This is a genomic window from Rhizobacter sp. P1_G5 (assembly GCF_056405435.1).
On record NZ_JBFUCB010000023.1, the window covers coordinates 1 to 23,538 of the forward strand.

A 23,538-nucleotide genomic window follows, 5' to 3' on the forward strand; every position below is an offset into this window, starting at 1 on the left:
GTGCCCGCACCGTCTGCCAGAACGGGTAGTGCTCGCTCGGGTAGGCGTACACCGCCTTGCCGAGGCCGCCATGCACGCTGAGGTCGGCCTGCTCGTCGCCGTCCAGCCCCAGGGTCTGCACCGCCACCGGGCCGTCGACCGGCTGCTTGCCGATGCCGGTGAGCACCGGCCGGCCGTCGATCAGGCGCTCGCTCGCGCGGGCGGCGTTGACGCTGAGCAGGCGCATCGTCATCGGCAGATCAGTTGGCGGCCGCGCGCCAGCCGCGCACGCTCGCCGCGACGCGGCGACCTTGCGGGCCGGACACCCAGGCCGTGAACAACTTGGCCGCCGGGTGGTTGACGCGGAACGAGCGCATCACGTGCACCTCGGTCGCCAGCAGCGGATCGCCTTCGACGACGATCGCGAGCGGCTTGGTCACGTGGCTCAGCCAGACGCCGCGCTCCACCACCGCGTACGCGTTCTGCGCCGCGGCCTGCGCGATGATCGAACTCTTCGGGTCCGCGGTCACGTACCACGGTGCGACCGGCGCCACCTTCGAGGCGCGCCACAGCGGCAACTCGGCCAGCGCCGCGCCGCTGCCGCCGTTGTTGCCGAGGAAGCGCGCCTGCGCGTTCGCGATACCCATCAGCGCGGCACCGATGTCCTTGCCGCCGAGCACGCCGGCCGGGTCCTTGGCCTTCTTGCCCTTGCCTTCGACCGGGCCGATCAGCACGTAGTCGCCGAGCGCGACGCGGTGGCGGTCGTGGGCCAGGCCCTGCTTCTCGAGCTGCATCTCGAGCTCCGGCGCGTTCGTCATCGCCATGTCGATCTCGCCGCGCTCGAGCGCCTGGATCAGCGCGGCGCTCTGGCCGCCCGACACCTGCACCGCGACACCGGTGTCGCGGCCGAAGCCCTTCTGGAAGGCCTGGCCGAGGCCGGAGTCGAGCATCGCCTGCTCGACGCCCATCAGCAGCGGATCCGCCAGCGACTTGCGCTGGGCCGCACGGGCAGTGAAGGAAGCGGCCAGGCTGCTGGCGGCCGCGAGGGAGAGGAGGAGGCGTCGTCGCATCATCCGACGATCTTAAGCGGCCGCAGAAACAGCCATGCAACAGCGAGTTCGGGCATGGCACCGTCCGGGCAGCCGCCCCGCACAACCGCCGAAAAAGTCACAACTGCTTTGCATGTTGCCATTCGCAATTTGCATGATCCCCCGGTTTGCGGCAGTTACGGCGCGATTACAGTCGTACGACAATGCCTTGCCCGGTGGAGGCATGCCGATTGCCCATCCGGCATGAAACCGCCTGTTCCTGCCGTCGTGTCCTTGCGGTATGGGGCGAGCCCCGAGGTTCGCCCGATCCCGCACTTTGACTTTGATGATTGGAGCCCACGATGAACCGACCCGCGATGGAGGGTTTGCGCCTGAACGCGCCCGCCTACGTCCGACATGCCCGGCTGATGGCCTGGGTGGCCGAGATGGCCGCGCTGACCGAAGCCCGTGACGTGCACTGGTGCGACGGCAGCACCGCCGAGTACGACAAGCTCTGCGCCCAGCTGGTGGCCGCCGGCACCTTCAAGAAGCTGAACCCCGAGCTGCGCCCCAACAGCTACCTCGCCTGCAGCAGCCCGAGCGACGTGGCGCGCGTCGAGGACCGCACCTTCATCTGCAGCGCGAAGAAGGAAGACGCCGGCCCCACCAACAACTGGATGGACCCGGCCGAGATGCGCAGCTTGCTGCAGACCGGAGACCGGGCCCTGTTCCGCGGCGCGATGAAGGGCCGCACGATGTACGTCGTGCCGTTCAGCATGGGCCCGCTCGGCTCGCCGATCGCGCACATCGGCGTCGAGCTCTCCGACAGCCCCTACGTCGCCGTCAACATGAAGATCATGACGCGCATGGGCCGGGCCGTGATCGACGTGCTGGGCACCGACGGCGAGTTCGTGCCGTGCATGCACACCGTCGGCGCGCCGCTGGAACCGGGGCAGAAGGATGTCGCATGGCCGTGCAACGCCACCAAGTACATCGTCCACTATCCCGAGACGCGTGAGATCTGGAGCTACGGCTCCGGCTACGGCGGCAACGCGCTGCTCGGCAAGAAGTGCTTCGCGCTGCGCATCGCGAGCACGATGGGCCGCGACGAGGGCTGGCTGGCCGAGCACATGCTGATCCTCGGCGTCGAGAGCCCCGAGGGAAGGAAACACCACGTCGCCGCGGCATTCCCGAGCGCCTGCGGCAAGACCAACTTCGCGATGCTGATCCCGCCGGACGGCCTGCCGGGCTGGAAGGTCACGACCATCGGCGACGACATCGCGTGGATCAAGCCGGCCGCCGACGGCCGCCTGCGCGCCATCAACCCGGAAGCCGGCTACTTCGGCGTCGCCCCCGGCACCAACGAGAAGACCAACTTCAACTGCATGGCGAGCCTGAAGCGCGACGTGATCTTCACSAACGTCGSSCTSACCGAYGACGGCGACGTCTGGTGGGAAGGCATGACCGACGTCCCGCCCGCCCAACTGACCGACTGGCAAGGCCAGCGCTGGACCCCGGCGATCGCGAAGGAGACCGGCGCGAAGGCGGCGCACCCGAATGCGCGCTTCACGGTGCCGGCCACCAACAACCCGGCGCTCGACCCGGCCTGGGACGATCCCGAAGGCGTGCCGATCGACGCGATCATCGTCGGCGGCCGCCGCTCGACGACCGTGCCGCTGGTCACCGAGGCGCGCGACTGGACCGAAGGCGTCTACATGGCCGCCACGATGGGCAGCGAAACCACCGCCGCCGCGGCCGGCCAGCAGGGCGTGGTGCGCCGCGACCCGTTCGCGATGCTGCCGTTCATCGGCTACAACATGAGCGACTACTTCCAGCACTGGCTGTCGCTCGGTGCCAAGCTGCAGGCCCGCGGCGCCACGCTGCCGAAGATCTTCTGCGTGAACTGGTTCCGCAAGGGTGCCGACGGCAAGTTCGTCTGGCCGGGCTACGGCGAGAACATGCGCGTGCTGAAGTGGATGCTCGAGCGCGTCGAAGGCCGGGCCCAGGGCCGCGAGAACGTGTTCGGCGTGACACCCAGCTACCAGGACCTGAACTGGGAAGGCCTGGACTTCAGCGCGGCGCAGTACGACCAGGTGACCGGCGTCGACGCCGGCGCGTGGCGGGCCGAGCTGTCGCTGCACGACGAGCTGTTCAAGCAGCTCGCCTGGCACCTGCCGGCGGAACTCACCGCGACCAAGGCTCGCATCGAGGCCCGGCTGGCGGCCTGACGCGACCCGTGCCCCATGAAAAAAGGCCCGCTGATGCGGGCCTTCTCATTTCAGCGCGGAAGCTTCAGACCTCGGCGTCGGCGCGATCGGCCGCGGCGCGCAGGTCGGCGGCGTAGCTCGGCTGGCCGTCGCTGTAGGCCTCGGCCAGCGAGCGCAGGCGGCTGGCGGCTTCGGCCGGGCTCTCGGCGGCGGGGCTCAGCAGGTTCGCGAGTGCCGCGGTGGCGAACGCATAAGCGTCCGAAATGCGCTGGACGAAAGCCGTCGAGGCTTGCGAGTCAGCAAAGAAAGTCGACTGGTTCATGGTGGTCTCTCTGTGTGCCGCTGCCCGTGGCAGCGGCACCGGTTCAGTTGCCGTACAGCTCTTCGTGCCGGTCGGCGGCTGCGAACAGGTCCGCAGCGAATCCGGGGTCGGTCTTCAGATACTGGCGAGCCATCGCTCGCACGTCGGCGGCCTCACGGGCGGCCTGGTTCTCTTCCACGTTCACGCGCTCGGCGGGCTTCAGGGCGTTCAGCAGCGCGGCGAAAGCAGCGGCGAACGGCGCGGCCAGGCGCGGGGCGGTGCGTTGCTGGGGGACTTGCAGGTCCATCGTGGTCGTGGTCATCGTGTTTCCTTCGGGGTTGGGTCGCTTGTGGCGAATTCGGGGGAGGTCGATCAGCGCTGGCGAACGGAAGCCATGGAACGCAGCTGGGCTGCAAGTTCGGGCTGCGACGCTTCGTAGCGGCTGGCCAGCGCCAGCAGTTCGGGACGGGCGCGGGTCTGGCCGGCGGCTTCCAACGAGGCCCAGACGCGGCGGCCGATGCGGCCCCACACGTCGTGCGATGCCGAACCGGACGCGACGGCGCCGGTGGGCACTTGCGGGAGATTCAGGCTCATCACGGGGTTCATGGAGGGTCCTTTCAAGACTCGCGAAATCGTTTTCGACCTCGCATGCCGCAATCCTAGGGTTTACCCCAGGGGTTGGCTACTGAAAGCTGTGAATCAGTGATATACACAGCCGTGATATCCCGGTGTCGAGGAGTAGCAAACATGAATTTCCGCACACTTGACTTGAACCTGCTGCGCGTGTTTGACGCGGTGATGGCAGAGGGCAACCTGACCCGCGCCGCCGAGCGCCTGGCGCTCACTCAGCCGGCCGTCAGCAACGCCCTCAAGCGCCTGAAAGACTCCGTCGGTGAGGAACTGCTCACTCGCACATCGTTCGGGGTCAAGCCCACGCCGCGCGCCGAGCAGCTGTGGCCGGAGGTGCAGGCGGCCCTGGCGGCCCTGCGCCAGGCCTTCGCGCCGGGCGACTACGACCCGCAGAAGGATGTGGCGAACTTCCGACTCGCGATGGCGGACGCGACCGCGGCGATGCTGATGCCCTCCCTCGTTCAACAGATCGAACAGGGCCAGGCGCTGGCCAACCTGCGGGTGATCCCGCTGACGACGCGCGATCCGCGGCCGCTGCTGGAGCGCGGCGAGGTCGATTTCGCGGTCGGCTACTTTCCCGACGCGGTGGCCAACCTGGTCGCCCAGGGCAGCACGAGCCCGATCCACCATGAGCGCCTGTACGACAGCCAGTACGTCTGCGTGATGCGGCGCGGCAACCCGCTGGCCGAAGGCGAGCTGACGCTGGACCGCTTCTGCGAGGCGCACCACCTGCTGGTGAGCTTCTCCGGCCGGCCGCACGGGCTGGTCGACCAGGCGCTGACGCAGCTGCATCGCACGCGGCGCATCGTGCTGACGGTCAACCAGTTCTTCACCGCCGGCCGGGTGGTCGCCAGCAGCGACCTGCTGACGGTGCTGCCGCGCACCTTCATCGGCGCCACCGGCTACCAGGACAAGCTGGTGCAGCGGCCGATCCCGCTGCAGCTGGCCGGCATCCACGTCGAGGCGCTGTGGCACATGCGGCACGACCGGGCCAGCGCCCACCAATGGCTGCGGGCGCGGCTGGTCGATGCAGCGCAGTCGGCCACCGAGTGACTTGACGGGCGGGCCGACTCCCGGCATCCTGCGCGAAGTGGTCTAGACCACTTTTCCCGCATCCTGCTCGACACTCCCACGCCCGAGGGCCGCCGATGAACTCCACCACCGACATGAAGACCGTGGCCCACGCCGCGGCACAGGCCGCCCGTTCGGCCCCCGGCCGCGTCGTGCGCGCCCCGCGCGGCAGCACGCTGAGCTGCAAGTCGTGGCTCACCGAAGCGGCCTTCCGGATGATCCAGAACAACCTCGACCCGGAAGTCGCCGAGCGCCCCGAGGAGCTGGTGGTCTACGGCGGCATCGGCCGCGCCGCCCGCGACTGGGCCTGCTTCGACCAGATCCTCGCGTCGCTGCGCGAGCTGGAAGACGATGAATCGCTGCTGATCCAGTCCGGCAAGCCGGTCGGCGTGTTCCGCACGCACCCGGATGCGCCGCGGGTGCTGCTCGCCAACTCCAACCTGGTGCCGAAGTGGGCCACCTGGGAGCACTTCAACGAGCTCGATCGCCAGGGCCTCTTCATGTACGGCCAGATGACGGCCGGCTCGTGGATCTACATCGGCACGCAAGGCATCGTCCAGGGCACCTACGAGACCTTCGCCGAAGCCGGCCGCCAGCACTTCGGCGGCACGCTGGCCGGGCGCTGGGTGCTGACGGCCGGCCTCGGCGGCATGGGCGGCGCGCAGCCGCTGGCCGCCACGTTCGCCGGCGCCGTCTCGCTGAACATCGAATGCCAGCAGAGCAGCATCGACTTCCGGCTGCGCACGCGCTACCTCGACAAGCAGGCGAAGGACCTCGACGACGCGCTGGCGCTGATCCAGCAGCACACGGCCAAGCGCGAGGCGGTGTCGATCGGCCTGCTGGGCAACGCCGCCGAGCTGCTGCCCGAACTGGTGCGGCGCGCGAAGGCCGGCGGCATCCGCCCCGACATCGTCACCGACCAGACCTCGGCGCACGACCTGATCAACGGCTACCTGCCGGCCGGCTGGAGCGTCGCGCAATGGCGCGATGCGCAGCGCGACCCGCACCAGCACGAGCGCCTGAGGCAGGCCGCCGCGCAGTCGTGCGCGGTGCATGTGCAGGCGATGCTCGATTTCCACGCGATGGGCGTGCCCACCGTCGACTACGGCAACAACATCCGCCAGGTCGCGTTCGACCAGGGCGTGAAGAACGCGTTCGACTTCCCCGGTTTCGTGCCGGCCTACATCCGCCCGCTGTTCTGCGAGGGCAAGGGGCCGTTCCGATGGGTGGCGCTGTCGGGCGACCCGGAGGACATCCGCAAGACCGACGCGAAGATCAAGCAACTGTTCCCGCACAACGCGCACGTGCACCGCTGGCTCGACATGGCCGCCGAGCGCATCGCGTTCCAGGGCCTGCCGGCGCGCATCTGCTGGCTCGGCCTCGGCGAGCGCCATGTCGCCGGCCTCGCGTTCAACGAGATGGTGCGCAGCGGCGAGCTGAAGGCGCCGATCGTGATCGGCCGTGACCACCTCGACACCGGCTCGGTCGCGAGCCCGAACCGCGAGACCGAGGGCATGAAGGACGGCACCGATGCGGTGTCCGACTGGCCGCTGCTGAACGCGCTGCTGAATGCCTCGGGCGGCGCGACCTGGGTGTCGCTGCACCACGGCGGCGGTGTCGGCATGGGCTATTCGCAGCACGCCGGCATGGTGATCGTGGCCGACGGCACCGACGCCGCCGCGAAGCGCCTGGCGCGCGTGCTCGTCAACGATGCCGGCTCGGGCGTGATGCGCCATGCCGACGCCGGCTACGAGCTGGCCGTGCAGACGGCGCAGGCCCAGCACCTGAAGCTGCCGATGGTCGGGCGTTGATGAGCGGGCGCAGCGAGACGCTGGACCTGCAGTCGCTGCCCGCCGTGGCGTGGCGCAACGGCGCCGGGCTGACGCGCGAACTCGCGGTGCAGCCACGCGAAGCCACGACGGACTTCGACTGGCGCCTGAGCGTCGCCGAGGTCGAGCGCGACGCGCCGTTCTCCGCCTTCCCCGGCATCGACCGCTGCATCGTGCTGCTGCGCGGTGCCGGCATGCGGCTGCACTCGGCTGACGGCCAGCTCGACGAGCGGCTGGCCCGCGCGCACCAGCCTTTCCATTTTTCCGGTGACGAGGCACTCAGCGCCACCTTGTTCGACGGCCCGTGCCGCGACTTCAACGTGATGACGCGCCGCGGCCGCTGGCGTGCCGACGTGCGCGCGCTGCACGGCCCGGCACGCACCGAGCCGGCCTCGGCCGGGCTGCTGCTCGCGAGCCTCGGCCGCTGGTCCGACGGCGCGCGCGGTCTGGGGCCCTTGCAGGCCTGGCTGTGGCGCGACGGCATGCCCGCGCTCGCGCTCGAATGCGCCGGCGACGCGCCGTGTGCGCTGCTGGTGCAGCTGGAGCCCGCGGGATGAGCATCTCCGACACCCCGACCGGATCACTGTTCGCCCGCCACGCGCTGCTGCCGCAGGGCTGGGCCGACGACGTGCTGCTGCAATGGGACGACGCCGGCACACTGACCTGCGTCGAGGCCGGCTTGCAACCCCCGGCCGGCACCGAGCGTGTCGACGGCGTGCTGCTGCCCGGCCTGCCGAACCTGCATTCGCACGCGTTCCAGCGTGCCTTCGCCGGGCTGACGGAACACCGCAGCGCCGAGCAGGACAGCTTCTGGAGCTGGCGCGCGCTGATGTACGGCTTCGCGCAATCGCTGACGCCGGACGCGCTGCAGGCCATCGCGACGCAGCTCTACATCGAGATGCTGCAGGCCGGCTACACGGCCGTCTGCGAATTCCACTACGTGCACCACCAGCCCGACGGCCGCGTGCATGCCGATGCGGCCGAGATGTCGCTGCGGCTGGTTGCTGCCGCGCGCGAGGCCGGCATCGGCCTGACGATGCTGCCGGTGCTGTACCAGGCGAGCGGCTTCGGCGGCAAGCCGGCGCTGGCCGAGCAGCGCCGTTTCCTGAACAGCGTCGACGGCCTGCTGTCGCTGATCGGCCGGCTGCGCCACGACGGCGTGCGCGTCGGCGCGGCGCCGCATTCGCTGCGCGCGGTGCCGCCCGAGGCGCTGCGCGACCTGCTCGGCGGGCTGCATGGCGCCGACGCCAGCGCGCCGGTGCACATCCACGTGGCCGAGCAGCAGCGCGAGGTCGATGACTGCCTCGCGTGGAGCGGCCAGCGGCCGGTGCAATGGCTGCTGGCGCATGCGGCGGTCGACGCACGCTGGTGCCTGGTGCACGCCACCCACCTCGATGCCACCGAGCGGCGCGCGCTGGCGCGCAGCGGCGCGGTGGCCGGGCTGTGCCCGAGCACCGAGGCCAACCTCGGCGATGGCGTGTTCGATGCCGAGGCCTACATCGCCGACGGCGGCGTGTGGGGCATCGGCTCCGACAGCCACGCCTGCGTCGACGCGGCCGAGGAGCTGCGCCTGCTCGAGTACGGCCAGCGGCTGACGAAGCAGCGCCGCAACGTGCTCGCGAGCGCCGCGCACCCACAGGTGGCCGATGCGATGTGGCTGTCGGCGGTGGCCGGCGGTGCACGCGCCAGCGGCCGCTCGATCGGCGGGCTGCGCGTCGGCCAGCAGGCCGACCTGGTGCACCTCCAGGCCTTCGACGATGTCGCGCTCGGCGCCTCGCAGCGGCTCGCCGGCCATGTGTTCGCGACGCACGGCGCCCGCGGCGTGCGCGACGTGTGGGTGGCCGGCCGGCAGCGCGTGCAGGGCGGCGTGCATGCCGCCGCCGACCGCACGGCCCCGGCCTTCATCGCGGCGCGCGCACAGTTGCTGGAGAACCGATGACCGACCTGCTGCTGACGAACGCACGCATCGTCGATGGGCTGGATGAATCCTGCACGCCGTCGGCGCCGGGCTTCGTCGCGATCGCGAACGGGCGCATCGAGCGCGTCGGCCCGATGTCCGCGCTGCCGGCCGGGCTGCGGCCGCGCGCCGAACGCGATGCCGGCGGCGCCTTGCTGACGGCCGGCCTGATCGATTGCCACACCCACCTCGTCTACGCCGGCGACCGCGCGCGCGAGTTCGAGCTGCGGCTGCAGGGCGCGAGCTACGAGGAGATCGCGCGCGCCGGCGGCGGCATCCGCTCCACCGTGCGCCAGACGCGCGATGCGACGCCCGAGGCGCTGTTCGACGCCTCGGCCCGCCGGCTGCGCGAGCTGATGCGCCACGGCGTGACGACCGTCGAGATCAAGTCCGGCTACGGGCTGTCGCTCGATGCCGAGCGCAAGTGCCTGCAGGTGGCGCGCCGGCTCGGCGAGCGCTTCCCGATCGACGTGCGCACCACCTTGCTGGCCGCACACGCGCTGCCGCCGGAGTTCGAGGGCCGCGCCGATGCGTACATCGACGAGATCGTCGAGCGTCTGCTGCCGGCCATCGCGCGCGACGGCCTGGCCGATGCGGTCGATGCGTTCTGCGAGACGATCGGCTTCACGCCCGGCCAGACGCAGCGCGTGTTCGAAGCGGCGCAGCGCCATGGCCTGCCGGTCAAGCTGCACGCCGAGCAGCTGTCGAACCAGCACGGCGCTACGCTGGCGGCCGACTTCGGCGCGCTGTCGGCCGACCACCTGGAGCATGTCGACGAGGCGGGCGTGATCGCGATGGCGCGCGCCGGCACGGTCGCCGTGATGCTGCCGGGCGCGTACTACTTCCTGCGCGACACGGTGGCGCCACCGATCGCGCTGTTCCGCCGGCACCGCGTGCCGATGGCGGTGGCCACCGACTGCAACCCGGGCACCAGCCCCGGCACCCACCTGCCGCTGATGATGAACATGGCCTGCACGCTGTTCCGCATGACGCCGGCCGAGGCGCTGCTCGGTGTCACCCGTCATGCGGCGCGGGCGCTGGGCCTGGCGGCCACGCATGGCTGCATCGAGGTCGGCAAGCAGGCCGACCTGTGCCTGTGGGACGTCGATCACCCGGCCGCGCTGAGCTATGCGATCGGCGCGAGCCCGCTACGCGCCTGCTTCCACCGCGGTGTCGAGCGCGGCCTGCAGCATCCGCTGTAGCAGCGGCCGCACGCCGGCCGCGAGATCGGGACGGAAGCCGAACGGCGCCGGCTCGTCCATGTAGGTGGCGTGGCACATCTCCATCTGCAGCGCATGCACGCCGCGCGCCGGCTCGCCGTAGTGGCGCGTGATGTAGCCGCCCTTGAAGCGGCCGTTGCTGACCTGCGTGTAGTCGCGCTGCCCGGCGAGCACCGCCTCGACCGCCGCCTGCACGCGCGGTGCGCAGGCGCGCCCCTCGTCGGTGCCGAGGTTCAGGTCAGGCAGCTTGCCTTCGAAGAAGCGCGGCAGCCTGCTGGCGATCGAATGCGCATCCCACAGCACCGCCACGCCATGCAGGTCGCGCAGCCGCTCCAGCTCGCCGCGCAGCGCGACGTGGTACGGGCGCCAGAAGCGCTCGCGCCGCGCCTCGACCTCGGCCGCGTCGGGCTCCTGCCCCGCGCGGTACAGCGGCTGCTTGCGGAAGGTGTCGCGCGGCACCAGGCCGGTCGTGTCCTGCCCGGGGTAGAGGTTGGTGTCTTCAGGCGGCCGGTTCAGGTCGATCACGTAGCGCGACATCCGCGGCACCAGCGTGCTGGCGCCGATCTGCGCGACGAAGTCGTAGAGCTCCGGCAGGTGCCAGTCGGTGTCGGCGCGCAGCAGCGCCTCGGGCGTCATGCGGGCCGCGATGTCGGCAGGGATCTCCGTGCCGGCGTGCGGGAACGAGACGAGCAGCGGAACGCTGCCCCGCGTCAGTGCGTGCGTGCTGGATTCCATGGGTGCAAGTGGCCTAGACAACCGGGGAACCGAGTGTAGACTGCCCGGCACAGGGCTTGCATCATGTCCGACACCTTTCCCCTTCTCGCAGGAGCAGTGATGAATCCAGTGCGTGCCTTGGTCGGTTTGTGGGTGTCGGCGGCGATGGTCGGGCCTGCCGCGGCGCAGGAGACGCCGGTCGCGATCGCGATCTCCGGCTGGACCGGCTTCGCACCGCTGACGCTCGCGAAGGAGGCCGGCATCTACAAGAAGCACGGCCTGGACGTGTCGATCAAGAAGATCCCTCAGAAAGACCGCCACCTCGCGATCGCCTCGGGCGACGTGCAGTGCGCGGCCACCACCGTCGAGACCTGGGTGGTGTGGAATGCCAACGGCGTCGCGACCACGCAGATCTTCCAGCTCGACAAGAGCTTCGGTGCCGACGGCATGGTGGTGCGCAACCACATCGCGAAGATCTCCGACCTGAAGGGCAAGACGGTGGCCGCGTCGGCACCGGGCACCGCGCCGTACTTCGGCCTCGCGTGGATGCTGAAGAAGAACGGGCTGTCGGTGAAGGACGTGAAGGTCGTCACGCTGGAGCCGCAGGCGGCCGCGAATGCCTTCGTCGCGAACGCCGGCGACCTGGATGCCGCGATGACCTACGAGCCCTACCTGTCGACGGTGCGCGCCAAGCCCGAGGCCGGCAAGATCATCGCAACCACGCTCGACTACCCGATGGTGATGGACACCTTCGGCTGCACACCGAAGTTCCTGAAAGAGAACCCGAAGGCCGCGAAGGCGCTGGCCGACAGCTACTTCGACGCGCTGGAGATGATCCGCAACGAGCCGAAGAAGTCGTTCGAGATCATGGGCGCCGACGTGAAGCAGAGCGGCGAGGCCTTCGAGAAATCGCAGGCCTACCTGCGCTGGCAGGACCGCGCGGCGAACCAGCGCTTCTTCACCAGCGTGCTGCAGCCGTTCAGCAAGGAGGCGGCCGAGCTGCTGCTGGAGATCGGCAGCATCAAGCAGATTCCCGACCTGAAGACGCTGTCGGACACCAGCTTCATCCAGTGAAGCCGCTGCAATCGGTGGAGCCCGGGCGGCGCATCGCGCTCGGGGTCGCGTTCTTCGTGCTGTTCGTCGCCGGATGGGCGATCGCGACGCTGGGCGGCTTCGTCTCGAAGACGTTTCTCGCCGACCCGCTGACGATGGTCCGCTCGGGCTGGGACCTGCTCGCGCAGCAGGGCTTCGCGCACGACATCGGCATGACGATGTGGCGCGTGATCGGCGGCTTCGTGATCGCGGCGGTGCTCGCGTTGCCGCTGGGCATCGCAATGGGGGCGTACAAGCCGGTCGAGGCGTTCTTCGAGCCGTTCGTGTCGTTCGCGCGCTACCTGCCGGCCTCGGCCTTCATCCCGCTGCTGATCCTGTGGGCCGGCATCGGCGAGGCGCAGAAGCTCGCGGTGATCTTTCTCGGCTCGTTCTTCCAGCTGGTGCTGATGATCGCGGTCAGCGTCGGCAACACGCGGCGCGACCTGGTGGAGGCCGCCTACACGCTGGGCGCGCGCGACTGGGGCGTGGTGCGCCGCGTGCTGCTCCCCTCTGCCGCGCCGCAGGTGGCCGAGACGCTGCGTCTGGTGCTCGGCTGGGCCTGGACCTATGTGATCGTGGCCGAGCTGATCGGCGCGTCGAGCGGCATCGGCCACATGATCACCGACAGCCAGGCGCTGCTCGCAACCGACCAGATCATCTTCGGCATCATCACGATCGGCGTGATCGGGCTGGTGTCCGACCTCGGGTTCAAGCGGCTGAACCGCCGACTCTTCCGGTGGGCCGCGCTGTGAGCCGGCTGTCGATCCGCGGCGTGGGCCGCAGCTTCCCCGGTGTGCATGGCGGCACCCCGACGCTCGCGCTGCAACCGACCGACCTGGAGGTCGCCGACAACGACTTCATCACCGTGCTGGGGCCCTCGGGCTGCGGCAAGTCGACACTGCTGCGCATCGTGGCCGGCCTCGACGAGCCGAGCACCGGCCAGGTGCTGCTCGACGGCGCGCCGGTGCGCGGCCCGGGCGCCGACCGCGGCATGGTGTTCCAGAGCTACACGCTGTTCCCGTGGCTGACGGTGCGGCAGAACATCTGCTTCGGGCTGCGCGAGAAGGGCCTGCCCGACACGCAGCAGCGCGAGATCGCGCAACGCTTCATCGCGGAGGTGGGGCTCACGGGCTTCGAATCGCACTACCCGAAGCAGCTGTCGGGCGGCATGCAGCAGCGCGTCGCGCTGGCGCGGGCGCTGGCCAACGATCCGAAGATCCTGCTGCTCGACGAACCCTTCGGCGCGCTCGACCACCAGACGCGCGCGCTGATGCAGGAGCTGCTGCTGTCGATCTGGCAGCAGCACCGCAAGACGGTGCTGTTCGTCACGCACGACATCGACGAGGCGATCTTCATGGGCAACCGCTGTGCGGTGTTCAGCGCGCGGCCGGGCCGCATCAAGACCGAGCTGGCGATCGACCTGCCGTACCCGCGGCACTACACGGTGAAGACGACGCCGCGGTTCTCGGAGCTGAAGGCGCAGCTGACGGAGGACATCCGGGCCGAGAGCATCAAGGCGGCCGCGATGGCCCCGTAAGCCCGGATGCCGGTCAAAAGTAGGCCGTTGCGTGGCGAAGCACGCCGTATCGGTCTATTTTTAGGCCGACATCGACCCGGCATGCTCCAGCATGTCGACAGCCGCCTCGATGTCCGGCGCCATCAGCCGGTCTTCCTTCAGGAACGGCACCCGCTCGCGCAGCCGCGCATGCAGGCACTCCAGCGCCGGCGACGAGCGCAGCGGCCGGTGGAAATCGAGCGCCTGGGCCGAGGCCAGCCATTCGATCGCGACGATGCCGGCGGTGTTGTCCAGCATCTGGTGCAGGCGCCGCGCGGCGTAGGTCGCCATCGACACATGGTCTTCCTGGTTCGCCGAAGTGGGCAGCGAGTCGACGCTGGCCGGGTGCGCGAGCGACTTGTTCTCGGAGGCGAGCGCCGCCGCCGTCACCTGCGCGATCATGAAGCCGGAGTTCAGCCCGCCGTTCTCGACCAGGAAGGCCGGCAGCCCCGAGATGCCCGGGTCCATCAGCATCGCGGTGCGGCGCTCGGACAGCGCGCCGATCTCGGCGATCGCCAGCGCCAGGTTGTCGGCCGCGAAGGCCACCGGCTCCGCATGGAAGTTGCCGCCCGACAGCGCCTCCAGCGTGTCGGCGAACACCAGCGGGTTGTCGGAGACGCCGTTCGCCTCGGTCAGCAGCACGTTCCACGCATGCTGCATCTGGTCGAGGCAGGCGCCCATCACCTGCGGCTGGCAGCGCAGGCAGTACGGGTCCTGCACCTTGTCGCAATCGAGGTGCGACTGGCGCAGCGCGCTGCCGGCCAGCCAGCTGCGGAAACTTGCCGCCACCTTGCGCTGCCCGGGCTGGCCGCGCACCTTGTGGATGCGGTCGTCGAACGGCGTGTCGGCGCCCTTGGCCGCATCGACCGTCATCGCACCGATGCCGATCGCCGCATCGAAGATGCGCTCGAGCCGCTGCACCGCGACGAGCGCGAGCGCGGTCGACGCCTGCGTGCCGTTCAGCAGCGCGAGGCCCTCCTTCGGGCCGAGCACCAGCGGCTCGATGCCGGCGCGTGCGAGCGCCTGCAGTGCGGGCACCCGCTTGCCGTCGACGAAGGCCTCGCCGATGCCGATCAGCACGCCGCTCAGGTGGGCCAGCGGTGCGAGGTCGCCCGACGCGCCGACCGAGCCCTTCTCCGGCACCACCGGCAGCACATCGGCCGCCAGCAGCGCGAGCAGCGCATCGATCACCTGCGGCCGCACGCCCGACACGCCGTGCGCGAGGCTGGCGGCCTTCAGCAGCAGCATCAGCCGCACCACCGGCGCCGCCATCGGCGCACCGATCCCGGCGCTGTGCGACAGCACCAGGTTCTTCTGCAGCTGCGCCAGCTGGTCGTCGGGGATGCGCGTCTGCGCCAATTTGCCGAAGCCGGTGTTGATGCCGTAGACCGGCTCGTGGCGCGACATCAGCGTCGCGACCGCCTGCACGCTCGCCTCGATGCCAGCCCGCGCCGACGGTGCGATCGTGAAGCGGGCCCCGCCGGCGGCCGCATCGAGCAGCATCGCCTTGTCGAGCTGGCCGGGGGTGATCAGGTGCGCAGGCGTCGTCATGGGGGTCCTCGCTGGCGCGGCGGCGGGCCGCAAAGTGGTCTAGACAACTTTAGCACAGGGGTARGATCGGCCCCATGAAATCCGGCGACAAGACGCTGCCCTACGAAGCAGTCAAGCACTCGATCCGACACCGCATCGCCGAGGGCGGCTGGCAGCCGGGCGTGCGATTGCCGTCGGAACGCGAGCTGGTGCAGGAGTTCGGCTGCGCGCGCATGACGGTGCACCGCGCGTTGCGCGAGCTGGAAGACGAGGGCCTGATCGAGCGCCGCCAGGGTTCGGGCTCGTACGTGGCCGAGCTGCACCCGATCTCCAACCTGCTGCAGGTGCGCGACATCCACGACGAGATCGTCGAGCGCGGCCACCGGCATACGACGCGGGTGTGCGGCGTCGAGCGCGTGAAGGCGGGCGCCGAGATCGCCACCGCGATGCGCCTGCGCAAGGGCGCGGCGGTGATCCGCTGCCGGCTGGTGCACCTGGAGAACGGCGTGCCGATCCAGTATGAAGACCGGCACGTCAACCCGGCCCTCGCGCCCGACCTGCTGGCGCAGGACTTCACGCAGGTCACGCCGTCGCACGTGCTGTTCGAGCACGCGCCGCTGACCGAGGCCGAGCAGGTGGTCGAGGCGGTGCTCGCGACCGACGAACAGGCGCGTCTGCTCGACGTGCTGCCCGGCAGCGCGCTGCTGCAGGTGTCGCGGCGCACGCTGTCGCAGGGCATCGTCGCGTCGGTCGCGCGGCTGGTGCATCCCGGGGCGCGCTACCGGCTGATCGGCAGTTTCTCGGCCGGCAAGTCGTGATCGCCTGCTGATCAGACGACAATCCCGGCTCGATCGTTTGTTCAAGAGACCCGCCATGCCCGCTCCCACCGCCCTGCCCGCTTCGCTGCCGCCCGCCCACGACCTGACCGATGCCGAGTTCGCCGAACTCGACGACCTGCTGGCGGCCACGCCCGAGCCGCTGCAGCCGGTCGATGCGGTGATGCTCGACGGCTTCCTGTGCGGCGTGCTGGTGCAGCCGGTGCTGCTGGAGCCGGCGACCTGGCTGCCGCATGTGTTCGATTTCGACGGCCAGCCGCTGCCCGACGACGTCGACGCCGCCTGGCTGGAGCGCACCAGCGCCCTGGTGCTGCGCCGCTATGCCGCGCTGAACCGCGCGATCGTCGAGGACGGCTGGTTCAACCCGCTGGTGCTGGAGTTCGACGACGAGCACCCGCCGGCCCCGCTGGCCGAGGGCGAGGTCGATCCGATGGAAGGGCTGGCCGAGGTGTCGCAGCCGCTGATGCCGTGGGTGGCCGGCTTCCAGCACGCTGCCATCTGCTTCCCCGACCTGATGGAGCTGCCCCAGGACGAGGTGATGACCGCGCTGGCGCGGCTGTACCGCCACCTGCCGGCCGAGACCGACGAGGAGCGCGAGGTCGTCGCGACGCTGGACCGCGAGTACCCGCTGTCGACGCTGGACGACGCGATCGAGGAGATGGTCACGACCGTCGCCGAGCTGTCCGACCTGACGCGCGATGCGCGCTACAAGGTCGAGACGGTCAAGCGCGAGACGCCGAAGGTCGGCCGCAACGACCCGTGCCCGTGCGGCAGCGGCAAGAAGTTCAAGCAGTGCCACGGCGCCACCTGAGTCAGTGAAGTTCCAGCTGCTGTCCGACCTGCACCAGGAAACCGAGACCTTCACGCCCGAACCGGCGCCCGGCGCCGAGTTGCTGGTGCTGGCCGGCGACATCGACAGCACCTGGAAGGCGTTCGACGCCTTCCGCGGCTGGCCGGTGCCGATCGTCTTCGTCGCCGGCAACCATGAGTTCGACGGCCGCGAGCTGAACGACACCTGGCCGGCCCTGCGCGCACGCTGCGAAGCGCTCGGCATCACGATGCTGGAGCGCGAAACCTGCATCCGCACCGGCGCCGACGGCCGGCGCATCCGCTTCGCCGGCACGGTGCGCTGGTGCGACTTCGACCTGTTCGGGCCCGCGCAGCGCGAGAAATCGATGCGCGCCGGCTCGTACTTCATGAAGGTGCAGCGCTCGACGCTGAACGGCGAGGTCTTCGCCGCGCCCCAGGTGCGCGAGGAGGCGCTGGCCTGCCGTGCGTGGCTGGCCGCCGCGCTCGCCGAGCCGAACGATGCCGACGCGACGGTCGTCATCACCCACTTCGGCCCCAGCCTGCGCAGCGGCGACCCGCGCTACGGCAGCCAGGCCGGCACCGCGAGCTTCTGCAATGCCGACGATGACCTGCTGCCCGCTGCCGACCTGTGGATCCACGGTCATGTGCACTGCCGGCACGACTACGAGGTGGCGCATGCAGGTGGCGTCACACGTGTCGTCTGCAATGCACGCGGGCACACGAAGCGCGGCGAGAGTGCCGGGTATGACGGGCTGCGGGTGATCGACGTCTGACTCGGCGACGCCTCACTGCGTCTTGACGCCGAAGGCGGCAAGATGGGTCAGAAAATTGCGTGCGGCCAAGAACTGCATGTGCGGATCCGTTGCGTTGAGGATTGCGTTGGTATCCGTTTCAATGCATTGCTTGAGTACCACCGAGGCATCGGGACTGCTCGATATCTTTTTGGCAATGCGCACGATAAGCGCTGGCGCCTCCGGGTCGCCCGTCGACAGGTCCTTGACGGCCTGTAGAAACTTCTCCATCTTGGACTTCAACTTGGGGGCTCGATCGAGAATTTGCTCGATCTCTTTCGCCGTGTCCATGTCAATGTCAATGCCGAAGTCCTGGATGAATTTGGCCTTGCTGGCGAAACCGATGATTTCGTCTCGCAGTTCTTTCGGAAGACATGGACTCGTTTTCCACAAGACCATCGCCATGGGCCCGCGCTCTTGCCCACTCCAGCGAAGAGCAAAAGGATTCACCCCGACTCCCAGTGCGGCCGATCGTTGCTGTTCGACCCGGGACTGCAAGTCGGGCTCATCCCCTCTGGGCTTGAGTTTCTTGCGGAGTCTTTGGAGTATTTTGCGGGGTTGGAGTTTGCGGGGGTCCATGGCTCCGGCCTGGGAAGTGGAAGGGCGCCATTGAGTGGCTCGCCTCCACAACAAGGTTCCGCACCCTCTGGTGCAGATCCGGGCAACAAGCGGTCAGAGTCAATACGAGTTCATCGGCCGCGGGACGTGATGCGGCTCATCCACTGCAGCGGTGCCGGGGCGCTCGCGCCATGCTCGAAAGCGTCGAGTTCGGTGTCGCGCAGCGGGGACAGGCTCATGTCCAGCCCGAACGCGGTGCCGTAGTCGGCGGCCTCGGGTTCCACCTGGCGCGGTGCGCGGCGCGTGGTCAGCGACGCCAGCCAGGACCATCCGGATGCCAGGTTCATGATGTCGCTCCACGAGTGCTTGTGACATTCAGTGTCGGATGCAAGCGGGTGGTGCTGAAGCCCGAAATGAGGCACGCGAACGGTGCAGTTCGCGCCGCCGTGGTTCAAGTCACATCCAGTGCGGTGCGCGCGCCCGCCAGCAGCGCGTCGCCGACCCGGTCGAGCAAGCCGACGCGCGCCGACGGCGCCGCGCCGTCCGGCCCGAGCTTCCACTGGTGCCAGTGCAGCCGCACCGGCAGGCGGTCGTCCGGCCGCACCGCCACCAGCGCACCGCTGTCGAGCAGCGCCCGCGCCTGCAGCTCCGGCACGACACCGATCCCCCAGCCCATCGCCGCCGCCCGCAGGTAGGCCTCGGACGACGGCACGTGGCGCTCGCGCAGCCGCGGCTCGCGCACGCCGAAGGCCTGGGCCACCCACTGCTGCTGCATGTCGTCCTTGCGGTTGAAGATCAGGAACGGCACCTGCGCGAAGTTGGCCCGCGTCAGCCCCTGCGGCAGCATCTCGGTGATGAAGCCGGGGCTCGCGACCGCGGTGTAGTGCATCGCGCCCAGCGGCACCACGCGGCAGCCGCGCAGCGCCTCGCTGACGCTGGTGACGCAGCCGAGCACCGCGCCCTGGCGCAGCCAGTCGTGCGTGAAGTCCTGGTCGTCGACCACCAGTTCCAGCGACACGCCCTCGTGCACCAGCGCGTCGAGCGCCGGCAGCACCCAGGTCGCCAGGCTGTCGGCATTCACCGCGATCGGCAGGCGCTGGTCGGTGGGCGGCGCGTCGCCCAGCTCGTGCGCCAGGTCGGCGCGCATGGCCTGCATCTGCCGGGCGAAGCGCAGCAGCAGCTTGCCGGGCTCGGTCAGCCGCAGCGGGCGCGAGCGCACCACCAGCGGCTGGCCGACCTGCAGTTCCAGCGTGCGCAGGCGCTGCGACACGGCCGATTGCGTGATCGACAGCCGCTGCGCGGCACGCTCGAAGCTCGCCGCATCGGCCAGCGCAGCCAGCGCATCGAGCGCGGCGGGGTCCAGGTCTTTCATAAGCCATCCTAATGCAAGCCGAGAAATATGAATCCTTCTTCATGACTTCGYCCACCGTGCCGACAATCCGACGGCCGGCTTTTGCCGACGTCCTGACACCCGGATTCCATGACCCCCGACCTCTCCGCCGCATTCGCCCAAGGCTGGTTGATGACCGCCGGCCTGATCGTCGCGATCGGCGCGCAGAACGCACTGGTGCTGCGCCAGGGGCTGGCGCGCACGCACGTCGGCCCGGTGGTCGCGCTGTGCACCGCATCCGACTGGCTGCTGATCGTGCTGGGCGTGTTCGGGCTGGGTGCCGCCGTGCAGTCGGCGCCGGTGCTGCTGCAGGTGCTGCGCTATGGGGGTGCGGCCTTCCTGTTCCTGTACGGCCTGCGCTCGGCGCGCCAGGCCTGGCGCGGCGTCGATGCCGGCCTGCAGACGCGCGCCGGTGCCGCCAGCCTGGGCGCCACGGTGGCCAGCGTGCTGGCGATGACCTACCTGAACCCGCATGTCTACCTCGACACGGTGCTGCTGCTCGGCACGGTCGGTGCACAGCAGCCGGGCGACGGCCGCTTCGCATTCGCGGCCGGTGCGGGTCTTGCGTCGCTGATGTGGTTCGTGACGCTCGGCTACGGCGCCGCGGCCGCCTCGCGCTGGCTGCAGCGCCCGGCGGTGTGGCGGGCGATCGACGCCAGCGTCGCGGTGGTGATGTTCTGCGTGGCCGCCCAGTTGTTGTGGCGCCCGCTCTGAAGGAGCTTCAATGAAAGTCGTCGTGTTGGGAGCCGGGATCATCGGCGTGAGCACCGCCTGGTACCTGCTGGAGCAGGGCCACGAGGTCACCGTGGTCGATCGCCAGAAAGATGCGGCGCTGGAGACCAGCTTCGCCAACGGCGCGCAGATCTCGGTCAGCTTCTGCGAGCCGTGGGCCAATGCCGGCGCGCCGCTGAAGGTGCTGAAGTGGCTGGCGCGCGACGACGCGCCGCTGCTGTTCCGCCCCAAGCTCGACCCGCACCAGTGGCGCTGGGGCCTGAGCTTCCTGCTGCAGTGCAACGACGCCGCGTTCGAGCGCAACGTGGCGCAGCTGGTGGCGCTGGGCCGCTACAGCCACGAGTCGCTGAAGGCGCTGGTCGCGCAGACCGGCATCCAGTACGACCGGCTGGAGCGCGGCATCCTGCACTTCTTCTCGACGCAGCAGGAGTTCGACGAGGGTGCGGCCGGTGCCGAGCTGATGCGCCACCACGGCGTCGATCGCCGCGTGCTGTCGCGCGACGAGGTGCTGAAGGTCGAGCCGGCGCTGCAGGGCTTCGCGAACGGCATCGCCGGCGGCACCTTCACGCCCAGCGACGAATCGGGCGACGCTCGCATCTTCACGCAGAAGCTGGCGCAGCTGTGCCAGCAGCGCGGCGCGACCTTCCTGTACGAACACGACATCGCCGGCATCGATGCGGCGGGCGGTGCGGTGCAATCGGTGCGGCTGCGCCACCTGCAGACCGGCGAGCCGCGCACGCTGACGGCCGACACCTTCGTCGCCGCGATGGGCAGCTTCACTGCGCCGCTGCTGCGGCCGCTCGGCATCTACCTGAACATCTACCCCGCCAAGGGCTACTCGGCGACGCTGAAGCTGAAGCGGCCGGAAGCCGCCAGCGTCGCGAGCCTGCTCGACGATTCGCGCAAGATCGCGATCAGCCGGCTCGGCGACCACGTGCGCATCGCCGGCACGGCCGAGATGGCCGGCTACGACACCAGCCTCGACAGCGCGACCTCGCGCGTGCGCTGCCAGGCGCTGATCGACCGCTACGAAGAGGTGTTCCCGGGCGTCGCCGACACCCGCGAGCCGAACTTCTGGACCGGCCTGCGGCCCAGTACGCCGACCAACGTGCCGTACATCGGGCGCAGCGGCAAGCTCGCCAACCTGTGGATCAACGCCGGACACGGCACGCTGGGCTGGACGCACGGCGCCGGCTCGGGCCGTGCGCTTGCCGAGCTGATGAGCGGCCTGCGCCCGGCGCTCGACTTCGGGTTCTGCGGCGAGGTGCCGCAGGCCGGCACGCCACGCGTGGCCGCGGCCTGACCCGATCGAGTTACCAGCTGGCCGAGACGTACTTGTTGCCCGCGGCCTTGTAGCGCTCGATCGCCTTCTTCAGCTCGACCGTCTCGCTGCAGCTCGCGCCGCAGACCTTGTCCAGCGTGGCCAGGCGCTGCTCGGCGTTCGGCAGGTCGCCCTTCATCAGGAACAGCTCGCCGGAGTACTCGAGCGTGCCCTTGTGCTTCGGGTCGATGCGCAGCGCTTCGTTGTAGAACTTCTCCGAGCCGGCCAGGTCGGGCGTCTTCGCCTTGCGCAGGCTGTAGCCCATCAGGTTGTTCCAGTCGGCGCTGCCGGCATCGTTGACCTTCTTCAGCTCGTCGATGGCACCGGCCCAGTTCTTCGCGGCGATCTGCGCGCGCGCCGCGCCCAGCTTGTCGGCGGCGGCGGCGGCTGCGGCCGGGGTCGGGGCCGGCGGTGCGCTGTCGGCGGCGAAGGCGCTGCCCAGGGCCAGGGCGAGCGTCGAGAGGGTCAGCACGCGGGCGAAAGTGGTGTTCATGATCGTCAGGTCCTTCGGGTGGGTTGGCAGACACCATCCTCGGTGTCTTGCCGGTACTTACGGAGCGGATGGCGCCGACGGACGCATCCGCGATTGAAAGAAATTGCTACCAGAGCTTCACGCACGGGCCGATCAGCACGAACGGTCCCGCCGGCGCCGCACCGGCCAGCGCCGGCGCCACCTCCAGGGTGACTGCCAGCCGTGTCACGTTGAAGAAGAGCTTCTCGGAGCTGTCCGGGAGCGCCAGCACCGCGCTGCCATGGTCGGGCACCACGCCGAGCGGGAAGGGCTCGCCGCCGTCGCGCGGCAGCGCCCACAGCTGCGCGACGCGGCCGGCCGGCACCGCCACCGGCTGCAGCAGCTTCACGCTGAGCTGCCGGCCGTGGCGCAGCGAGCTCGCGAGCACGGCCGGACGGCCTTCGCCATCGCTGAGCAGGCCGACATAGCTTTGCGGCAGCGCCTCGGACGGCGGCTGCAGCCCGATCAGCCCCGGCTGCAGCCGCAGCACCGCCAGGCACAGCAGCACGCCGGCGAGCGCACCGCCGAGCGAGCGCGCGGACAGCAGGTTCGCAAGCCACGCCCCGAAGCCCGAGGCGGCCTTCGGCGCCACCGGGAACAGCCGGCGCTCGAGCTGCTGCCACGCCGCCTCGCGCGGCTGCATCGGCGGCACGCTGGCGGCAAGCACCGAGAAGCGCTGCTGCCACGCGCCGACCGCCAGCGACGCCGCCGGGCTGGCGGCCAGCACGCGCTCGAAGCGGCGCCGTGCGCCGCCGGTCAGCGTGCCCAGCACGTATTCGCGCGCCAGCCGGTCCAGGCGCTCGGGCTTCAGGTAGTTCATGCGCCGACCCCCGCCGCGACCAGGCAATCCTTCAGCTTGTCGAGGCCGCGTCGCACCCAGGCCTTCGCGGTGCCGACCGGCGCGTTCAGCGCGAGCGCGATGTCGGTGTGCACCATGCCGCGGTAGTACGCGAGCGCCAGCGCCTGCCGCTGCGAGGCGTTCAGCGCCGCCATGCAGCCGTCGATGCGCGCCTTGGTCAGCCCATCGTCCAGCAGCCGCTGCGGCTCCAGCGCGGGGTCGCCGGCGACGGCCATGGCCTCGTCGTCGAGCGCGGTGGTCGAAGCCCGCTCGGTCTTGCCCGAGCGCAGCGCATCGATCGCCTTGTTGCGCACGATGTTGATCAGCCAGGTCATCGGGGCCGCCACGTCGGGCCGGTAGCTCGCCGCGTTGTGCCAGACATTCATGAACGCCTCCTGGAGCACCTCTTCGGCGCGGTCCCTGTCGTTCAAGATACGGAACGCGACGCCCAACAGATGCGCGCAGGTGGCGCGGTACAGCGGCTCGAAGGCAGCACGCTCGCGCAGCGCGATGCGCGCGAGCAGCGCGGGCAGGTCGTTGGAAGGGGCACTCGTCGGATTCATCGCGCGGCAGTGTGCCCTACAATCCGCGCCCCCCACCCGTTGTGCCCTTCGCCGCCATCATGTATTGCGCCATCG

27 protein-coding genes are annotated in these 23,538 nt (G+C 70.0%); 14 read left to right on the forward strand and 13 right to left on the reverse strand.

Annotated features, from left to right (window positions below):
- On the reverse strand, window positions 1-226 hold a 226-nt coding region (locus AC1D12_RS03245), incomplete at its 3' end, for an MOSC domain-containing protein (RefSeq protein WP_477838858.1).
- 13 nt (window positions 227-239) lie between these two features.
- A complete protein-coding gene (locus AC1D12_RS03250) occupies window positions 240-1,049 on the reverse strand; it encodes a substrate-binding domain-containing protein (protein WP_477824665.1) in 810 nt (269 codons plus the stop codon).
- A 320-nt stretch (window positions 1,050-1,369) separates the two neighbouring features.
- On the opposite strand from AC1D12_RS03250, the gene AC1D12_RS03255 reads away from it, so the two are divergent.
- On the forward strand, window positions 1,370-3,235 hold the full coding sequence (locus AC1D12_RS03255) for a phosphoenolpyruvate carboxykinase (GTP) (protein WP_477838847.1): 1,866 nt from the start codon (window positions 1,370-1,372) through the stop codon (window positions 3,233-3,235).
- Window positions 3,236-3,299: 64 nt separating this feature from the next.
- On the opposite strand, the gene AC1D12_RS03260 is transcribed toward AC1D12_RS03255, so the two are convergent.
- Genes AC1D12_RS03260 through AC1D12_RS03270 form a run of 3 tightly spaced genes read right to left on the reverse strand, consistent with a single transcriptional unit; the run spans window position 3,300 to window position 4,121 of the window.
- On the reverse strand, window positions 3,300-3,536 hold the full coding sequence (locus AC1D12_RS03260; protein WP_047586737.1) for a hypothetical protein: 237 nt from the start codon (window positions 3,534-3,536) through the stop codon (window positions 3,300-3,302).
- 43 nt (window positions 3,537-3,579) lie between these two features.
- Window positions 3,580-3,837 carry a hypothetical protein gene (locus tag AC1D12_RS03265; protein ID WP_047508272.1) on the reverse strand — a complete coding sequence of 86 codons (258 nt, stop codon included), beginning with the start codon at window positions 3,835-3,837 and terminating at the stop codon, window positions 3,580-3,582.
- Between the two features lie 50 nt (window positions 3,838-3,887).
- Window positions 3,888-4,121 (reverse strand): hypothetical protein, encoded by a 234-nt coding sequence (locus AC1D12_RS03270; protein WP_047508274.1) that lies wholly within the window; start codon window positions 4,119-4,121, stop codon window positions 3,888-3,890.
- 141 nt (window positions 4,122-4,262) lie between these two features.
- Here AC1D12_RS03270 and AC1D12_RS03275 point away from each other — a divergent pair, with 141 nt between their 5' ends.
- The 5 genes from AC1D12_RS03275 to hutI all read left to right on the forward strand — a co-directional run bounded on the left by AC1D12_RS03275 (window position 4,263) and on the right by hutI (window position 10,204).
- On the forward strand, window positions 4,263-5,198 hold the full coding sequence (locus AC1D12_RS03275; protein ID WP_465110315.1) for a LysR family transcriptional regulator: 936 nt from the start codon (window positions 4,263-4,265) through the stop codon (window positions 5,196-5,198).
- Window positions 5,199-5,311: 113 nt separating this feature from the next.
- Window positions 5,312-7,027, forward strand: a complete 1,716-nt coding sequence (gene hutU, locus AC1D12_RS03280; protein ID WP_477838860.1) for a urocanate hydratase — start codon at window positions 5,312-5,314, stop codon at window positions 7,025-7,027.
- Window positions 7,027-7,602 (forward strand): HutD/Ves family protein, encoded by a 576-nt coding sequence (locus tag AC1D12_RS03285; protein ID WP_477838850.1) that lies wholly within the window; start codon window positions 7,027-7,029, stop codon window positions 7,600-7,602. Before hutU ends, AC1D12_RS03285 begins: the two co-directional genes overlap by 1 nt.
- Window positions 7,599-8,984 (forward strand): formimidoylglutamate deiminase, encoded by a 1,386-nt coding sequence (locus tag AC1D12_RS03290; RefSeq protein ID WP_477838852.1) that lies wholly within the window; start codon window positions 7,599-7,601, stop codon window positions 8,982-8,984. Before AC1D12_RS03285 ends, AC1D12_RS03290 begins: the two co-directional genes overlap by 4 nt.
- The gene (gene hutI, locus AC1D12_RS03295) at window positions 8,981-10,204 is read left to right on the forward strand and encodes an imidazolonepropionase (protein ID WP_477824660.1); all 1,224 of its coding nucleotides are present in this window, start codon (window positions 8,981-8,983) and stop codon (window positions 10,202-10,204) included. Before AC1D12_RS03290 ends, hutI begins: the two co-directional genes overlap by 4 nt.
- Here the strand turns inward: hutI and hutG are convergent.
- Window positions 10,151-10,957 (reverse strand): N-formylglutamate deformylase, encoded by an 807-nt coding sequence (hutG, locus tag AC1D12_RS03300; RefSeq protein WP_477824659.1) that lies wholly within the window; start codon window positions 10,955-10,957, stop codon window positions 10,151-10,153. The two genes, hutI and hutG, sit on opposite strands and share 54 nt — an antisense overlap.
- 99 nt (window positions 10,958-11,056) lie before the next feature.
- Here hutG and AC1D12_RS03305 point away from each other — a divergent pair, with 99 nt between their 5' ends.
- From AC1D12_RS03305 to AC1D12_RS03315, 3 genes are read left to right on the forward strand one after another with little or no spacing between them, the layout of a single operon-like run.
- Window positions 11,057-12,010 (forward strand): ABC transporter substrate-binding protein, encoded by a 954-nt coding sequence (locus tag AC1D12_RS03305; protein WP_477824658.1) that lies wholly within the window; start codon window positions 11,057-11,059, stop codon window positions 12,008-12,010.
- Window positions 12,007-12,780 carry an ABC transporter permease gene (locus tag AC1D12_RS03310; protein ID WP_477824657.1) on the forward strand — a complete coding sequence of 258 codons (774 nt, stop codon included), beginning with the start codon at window positions 12,007-12,009 and terminating at the stop codon, window positions 12,778-12,780. Before AC1D12_RS03305 ends, AC1D12_RS03310 begins: the two co-directional genes overlap by 4 nt.
- Window positions 12,777-13,565, forward strand: a complete 789-nt coding sequence (locus AC1D12_RS03315; RefSeq protein ID WP_477824681.1) for an ABC transporter ATP-binding protein — start codon at window positions 12,777-12,779, stop codon at window positions 13,563-13,565. The genes AC1D12_RS03310 and AC1D12_RS03315 overlap by 4 nt, the downstream gene beginning before the upstream one ends.
- Window positions 13,566-13,625: 60 nt before the next feature.
- Here the strand turns inward: AC1D12_RS03315 and hutH are convergent, their stop codons facing one another.
- Window positions 13,626-15,134: a histidine ammonia-lyase gene (gene hutH / locus AC1D12_RS03320; RefSeq protein ID WP_047508289.1), complete on the reverse strand. Its 1,509-nt coding sequence runs from the start codon at window positions 15,132-15,134 to the stop codon at window positions 13,626-13,628.
- A gap of 74 nt (window positions 15,135-15,208) precedes the next feature.
- On the opposite strand from hutH, the gene hutC reads away from it, so the two are divergent.
- From hutC to AC1D12_RS03335, 3 genes are read left to right on the forward strand one after another with little or no spacing between them, the layout of a single operon-like run.
- Window positions 15,209-15,931, forward strand: a complete 723-nt coding sequence (gene hutC, locus AC1D12_RS03325) for a histidine utilization transcriptional repressor HutC (protein WP_465110309.1) — start codon at window positions 15,209-15,211, stop codon at window positions 15,929-15,931.
- A gap of 55 nt (window positions 15,932-15,986) precedes the next feature.
- Window positions 15,987-16,760, forward strand: coding sequence for a UPF0149 family protein (locus AC1D12_RS03330; RefSeq protein WP_477825668.1), 774 nt, complete (start codon window positions 15,987-15,989; stop codon window positions 16,758-16,760).
- Window positions 16,761-16,764: 4 nt separating this feature from the next.
- Window positions 16,765-17,532 (forward strand): metallophosphoesterase, encoded by a 768-nt coding sequence (locus AC1D12_RS03335; protein ID WP_477838854.1) that lies wholly within the window; start codon window positions 16,765-16,767, stop codon window positions 17,530-17,532.
- A gap of 12 nt (window positions 17,533-17,544) precedes the next feature.
- Here the strand turns inward: AC1D12_RS03335 and AC1D12_RS03340 are convergent, their stop codons facing one another.
- From AC1D12_RS03340 to AC1D12_RS03350, 3 genes are all read right to left on the reverse strand, one after another.
- Window positions 17,545-18,129 (reverse strand): hypothetical protein, encoded by a 585-nt coding sequence (locus tag AC1D12_RS03340; protein WP_477825670.1) that lies wholly within the window; start codon window positions 18,127-18,129, stop codon window positions 17,545-17,547.
- 110 nt (window positions 18,130-18,239) lie between these two features.
- Window positions 18,240-18,455, reverse strand: a complete 216-nt coding sequence (locus tag AC1D12_RS03345; RefSeq protein WP_477825671.1) for a hypothetical protein — start codon at window positions 18,453-18,455, stop codon at window positions 18,240-18,242.
- Between the two features lie 104 nt (window positions 18,456-18,559).
- Window positions 18,560-19,480 (reverse strand): LysR family transcriptional regulator ArgP, encoded by a 921-nt coding sequence (locus AC1D12_RS03350; RefSeq protein WP_477825672.1) that lies wholly within the window; start codon window positions 19,478-19,480, stop codon window positions 18,560-18,562.
- 108 nt (window positions 19,481-19,588) lie between these two features.
- Here AC1D12_RS03350 and AC1D12_RS03355 point away from each other — a divergent pair, with 108 nt between their 5' ends.
- Complete coding sequence (locus AC1D12_RS03355) at window positions 19,589-20,212, forward strand: LysE/ArgO family amino acid transporter (protein ID WP_477838856.1); 624 nt, start codon at window positions 19,589-19,591, stop codon at window positions 20,210-20,212.
- A 10-nt stretch (window positions 20,213-20,222) separates the two neighbouring features.
- Complete coding sequence (locus AC1D12_RS03360) at window positions 20,223-21,533, forward strand: D-amino acid dehydrogenase (RefSeq protein WP_477825674.1); 1,311 nt, start codon at window positions 20,223-20,225, stop codon at window positions 21,531-21,533.
- Window positions 21,534-21,543: 10 nt separating this feature from the next.
- Here AC1D12_RS03360 and AC1D12_RS03365 read toward each other — a convergent pair whose 3' ends face one another.
- The 3 genes from AC1D12_RS03365 to AC1D12_RS03375 form a co-directional block, all read right to left on the reverse strand.
- Window positions 21,544-22,044: a tetratricopeptide repeat protein gene (locus AC1D12_RS03365; RefSeq protein ID WP_477825675.1), complete on the reverse strand. Its 501-nt coding sequence runs from the start codon at window positions 22,042-22,044 to the stop codon at window positions 21,544-21,546.
- 106 nt (window positions 22,045-22,150) lie between these two features.
- Window positions 22,151-22,882 (reverse strand): anti-sigma factor, encoded by a 732-nt coding sequence (locus AC1D12_RS03370; protein WP_477825676.1) that lies wholly within the window; start codon window positions 22,880-22,882, stop codon window positions 22,151-22,153.
- Window positions 22,879-23,463: a sigma-70 family RNA polymerase sigma factor gene (locus tag AC1D12_RS03375; RefSeq protein ID WP_477825677.1), complete on the reverse strand. Its 585-nt coding sequence runs from the start codon at window positions 23,461-23,463 to the stop codon at window positions 22,879-22,881. Before AC1D12_RS03375 ends, AC1D12_RS03370 begins: the two co-directional genes overlap by 4 nt.
- Window positions 23,464-23,538 lie beyond the last annotated feature (75 nt).